Annotated in this window: 2 protein-coding genes; both read left to right on the top strand. The window is 74.0% G+C overall.

Annotation, left to right across the window (positions count from 1 at the left end):
• Window positions 1-231: 231 nt before the first annotated feature.
• Entirely contained in the window at window positions 232-1,665 is a 1,434-nt protein-coding gene (locus ACTIR_RS0102860) for a class I SAM-dependent methyltransferase (protein ID WP_026453155.1), read from the top strand.
• 36 nt (window positions 1,666-1,701) lie between these two features.
• A partial coding sequence (locus ACTIR_RS21320) for a glycosyltransferase (protein WP_084789287.1) occupies window positions 1,702-4,148 on the top strand: 2,447 nt, incomplete at its 3' end.

Raw genomic sequence — 4,148 nt, 5'->3', positions numbered from 1 at the left:
CAGCCACGACTCGGGGGTCGGCGGCAACCGCGGCCGCGCGGGCGGGGGCGCATGCCGCTCCGGTGGCGGGGAGGCCGGGTTCGCCGGGGTACCGGGGAGCACGGCCAGTATGGTAGCGCCGGAACCCGGGGAGACAGGCCGGATCACCGGAGTCGGCGGTGTCCGCGTCGACCGGAACCGGGGACCGGGGGACCGGCGACGGGCGGCCGGGAGAAGCGGCGGAGGGACAGCGTGCGGGCACACGGGTCGGACTACGAACGGCGGCTGGCCGTCGAGCGGGACACCTTCGCCGGGCAGGTCGACGTGCACGGCGGACTGCCGGACTCGGCGCACCACTGGTCGCGGCGCCATCTGCTGCCGAAACTGCGCGAGCTGGGCGTGGCCGACCTCGACTCCCTGGTGACCGACACCCTCCGCGCCCGTGCCGCCGAGGCCCGTGCCGCGGGCCGGGACGCCGTGGTGCTCTCGCTCGGCAGCGGCAACGGGGACCAGGAGCTGCGGTGGCTCGGGGAGCTGGTGGCCTCCGGGGTCGACAACGTGCGCCTGCGGCTGCTGGAGGTCAACCCGGAGATGCGGCGGCGCGCCGCCGAGGCCGCGCACGAGCGCGGTCTGGACGCGCGGGTGGAACACCTCGACGCCGACCTCAACACCTGGGAGGCGGAGACCGACCACGACGTGATCGTGGCCTACCAGGTGCTGCACCACGTGCTCGATCTCGAACACCTCGGCGCGCAGCTGCGGAACGGCCTGCGCGCCGACGGGGTCCTCGTGGTCCACGACATGATCGGTCGCAACGGGCACCGCCGGTGGCCGGAGGCGCTGGAGGTGATCGAGCGGGTGTGGGCGACCCTGCCGCCGGAACTGCGGCGCAACGCCGTCACCGGCGCGGTGGACGAGCACTTCGTCGACCTCGACTGCGCCGCCGACGGCTTCGAGGGCATCCGCGCCCAGGACGTGCTGCCCGTGCTGCGGGAGTTCCTGCACCCCGGTCTGTTCCTGACGCTCGGCAACGTGATCGACCCGTTCATCGACCGGGTGTACGGGCACAACTTCGACCCGGCCGAGGCCGCGCACCGGGCGTTGCTCGACGACCTCGGCACCCTCGACGACACCCTGATCGATCTCGGCGTCGTCACCCCGACCCGGATGACCGCGCTGTTCCACCCCCGGCCGCACGAGCTCCGCGCCTACCGCGGCCGGACGCCGGAGCGGTCGGTGCGCCGCACCGGGGTCGTGGACACCGGGGGGCGGGTGTCCTTCCACCCCGACGCGGCGGACCCGCAGCGGCTCGTCGGCGGGTCCGCTCTCGCTGTCGGGCGGCTGCACGGCGTGGAGCACGACCGCTGGGTCGGCCGGACGGCCACCCTCCCGGTCCGGACCACCGCGGCCGTGGAGGGCGTCGACGTCGAGGTCTACGTGCCCGGGTGGATGCCGGGGCCGGGCACGCTGACGCTGACGGTGGACGGGGACCCGGCGGGCACGATCGCCGTCGGGCACGGGAGGACCGGGGCCCGGACGGCCGTGACCCTGCCCGCGCACCGGTCGGTCGAGTTGACCCTCTCCGCCGACTGGTGGGCCGTTCCCGCGGACATCGGGGCCGGTGACGACCGTCGGAGCCTGTCGTACGTGTTGACCGGACTCACCCTGCGGGAAGCGGGAACCTGACACCGCGCCGCCGACGGTGGGCGCTACTGTGCCCGCATGACTACGGGGGCTTCCGGGACGGGCGAACGGTCGGTCGAATCGGCGGAGGGCACCGGGTCGACGGAGGGCGCCGGGTCGACGGAGGGCACCGTGTCCACCGGGGAGCGGACGGACGCCACGCATGCCGCACCCTTCCGCGACCCGGGGCCCGTGGACGATCCGGTGCCCGCGGACGGGGACGCGCTGCGGCTGCGGCTCCAGCGTTACGCCACGGAACGGGACTGGCTCCGGGAGAACAACGGGACGCTGCGCTCCCGGGTCGACGCCCTGGAGGAGGAGAACGCCACGCTGCGGGCCCACCAGTCCGCCCTCGCGCAGAAGCTGATCGGCCGGTACCGCGGGATGATCGAGCGGGTGGCCCCCCGGGGCACCACCCGCCGGGACCTCTACGAGAGCGCGTTGGGCAGGCCGAAGGGTGTCGCGCCCGCCCCACGGCTGGAGACCGGTCCGGTGACGGTGTCCACCAGCGCCGAACCGGTGGTCAGCGTGATCATCCCGGTGTACGGGAAATGGCCCTGGACCCGGCGCTGCCTCGCCTCGATCGCGCGGCGTCTCCCGGTCACGCCGTTCGAGGTGATCGTGGTGGACGACGCCTCCCCGGACGACACACCGGAACGGATCGCCTCCTGTGAGGGCGTGCGGTTGGTGCGCACCGGGCGCAACAGCGGGTTCATCGGTGCGTGCAACCTCGGCGCCGAACACGCACGCGGCGAGCTGCTGATGTTCCTGAACAACGACACCGAGGTCCACGACGGGTGGCTCGACGAGTCGGCCGCGGTGCTGCGGGACAACCCCGGCATCGGCCTCGTCGGGTCCAAGCTCGTCTATCCGAACGGGACACTCCAGGAGTGCGGGGGCATCGTCTGGGCGGACGGGTCCGGGTCGAACTACGGCCGGGGCAGCCCCGCGGACGAACCGCGCTTCGCGACACTGCGGGACGTCGACTACTGCTCCGGTGCGGCCCTGCTGGTGCGCGGGGACGTGTTCCGGGCGGTCGGTGGCTTCGACCCGCGCTACGCGCCCGCCTACTACGAGGACACCGACCTGGCCTTCGCGGTGCGCGCGGCCGGGTACCGCACCGTGGTGCAACCGGCCTCGGTGGTCACCCACGACGAGGGCGTGTCGAACGGGACCGACACCGCGCGCGGGGTGAAGCGCTACCAGCGACTCAACCGTACCGTCTTCGCGGAGAAGTGGGCGCACGCCCTGGTGAGCCACCGTGCCAGGGTGAGCAGACGCAACCTCTGGGCCGCGCGCAGCCGGACCGCGCAGGGGCACGACGGGGGATTCGTCGTCGTGGCCGACCACCGGTTGCCGCGCACCGACGAGGACTCCGGCTCGGTCCGGATGATGCGGATCCTCGAACTGCTCGTCGGTCTGGAGCAGCGGGTGGTGTTCTTCCCCGGCGACGACGACCTCGCCGACCTGCGCTACGCCGGGCCGCTGTACCGGGCGGGGGTGACCATCGTCGGTGACCGGCGGCAGCAGGAGGAGTTCGTGCGCGACGTCGGTCCGGAGATCCGGCTCGCGGTGCTGTCCCGGCCACAGGTCGCGTGGCAGTGGCTGGAGCCGCTGCGCGAGCACGCCCCCGACTGCACGATCGCCTACGACACGGTCGACCTGCACCACGTGCGCCTGGGGCGGCACGCGGAGCTGGCGCGCTCGCTCGGCGACACCGTGGAGGCCGGGTCGCTGCGACGGCGCGCGGAGGCGCTGCGGCAGCTCGAACTCGGGTTGGCGCGGGCCTGTGACGTCACGTTCACGGTGTCCGACACCGAACGCGACCTGCTCGCCGTGGAGACACCGGAGGCGCGGGTCGAGGTTCTGTCCAATGTGCACGACGTCGACCCGGCGCCCGCGTCGCCGCGGGGACGGTCCGGGGTGCTGTTCGTCGGCGGGTTCGACCACCGGCCCAACCGGGACGCCGCGCGCTGGCTCGTCGAGGAGGTCCTGCCCGAGGTGCGTGAGCGGCACCCGGACGCCGTCGTGCACATCGTGGGTAGCAACCCGCCCCGCGAGGTGCTCGACCTGGAGAGCACGGACGCCGACGACGGGTCCGTGGTGGTGCACGGGTGGGTGGACGACCTCGCCACGATGTACGACGGGGCGCGGGTGGTGGTCGCTCCGCTGCGGTTCGGTGCCGGGGTCAAGGGCAAGGTCGGTGAGGCGATGGCGCACGGCGTCCCCGTGGCGGCCACGACCGTCGCGGTGGAGGGGATGGGTCTCGTCGACGGTGCGGACGTGCTGGTCGGGGACACGGCCGGGCTCCTCGCCGACCACATCGCCACCCTGCTCGACGACGACGGGGTGTGGCGGCGGCTGTCGGAGGCGGGCAAGCGGGCCGTCGACGCCCGGTTCGGCCCGGAGGTGGCCGGGAAGACGCTGGCGGCGTTACTGCCCGGGGCCGGGCAACAGCGGCGGCACCCGGGGGCCCACGCCGGTGC

The organism is Saccharomonospora iraqiensis subsp. iraqiensis, assembly GCF_000430445.1.
GTDB lineage: Bacteria > Actinomycetota > Actinomycetes > Mycobacteriales > Pseudonocardiaceae > Saccharomonospora > Saccharomonospora iraqiensis.
This window is presented reverse-complemented; position numbering and strand designations above follow the sequence as displayed.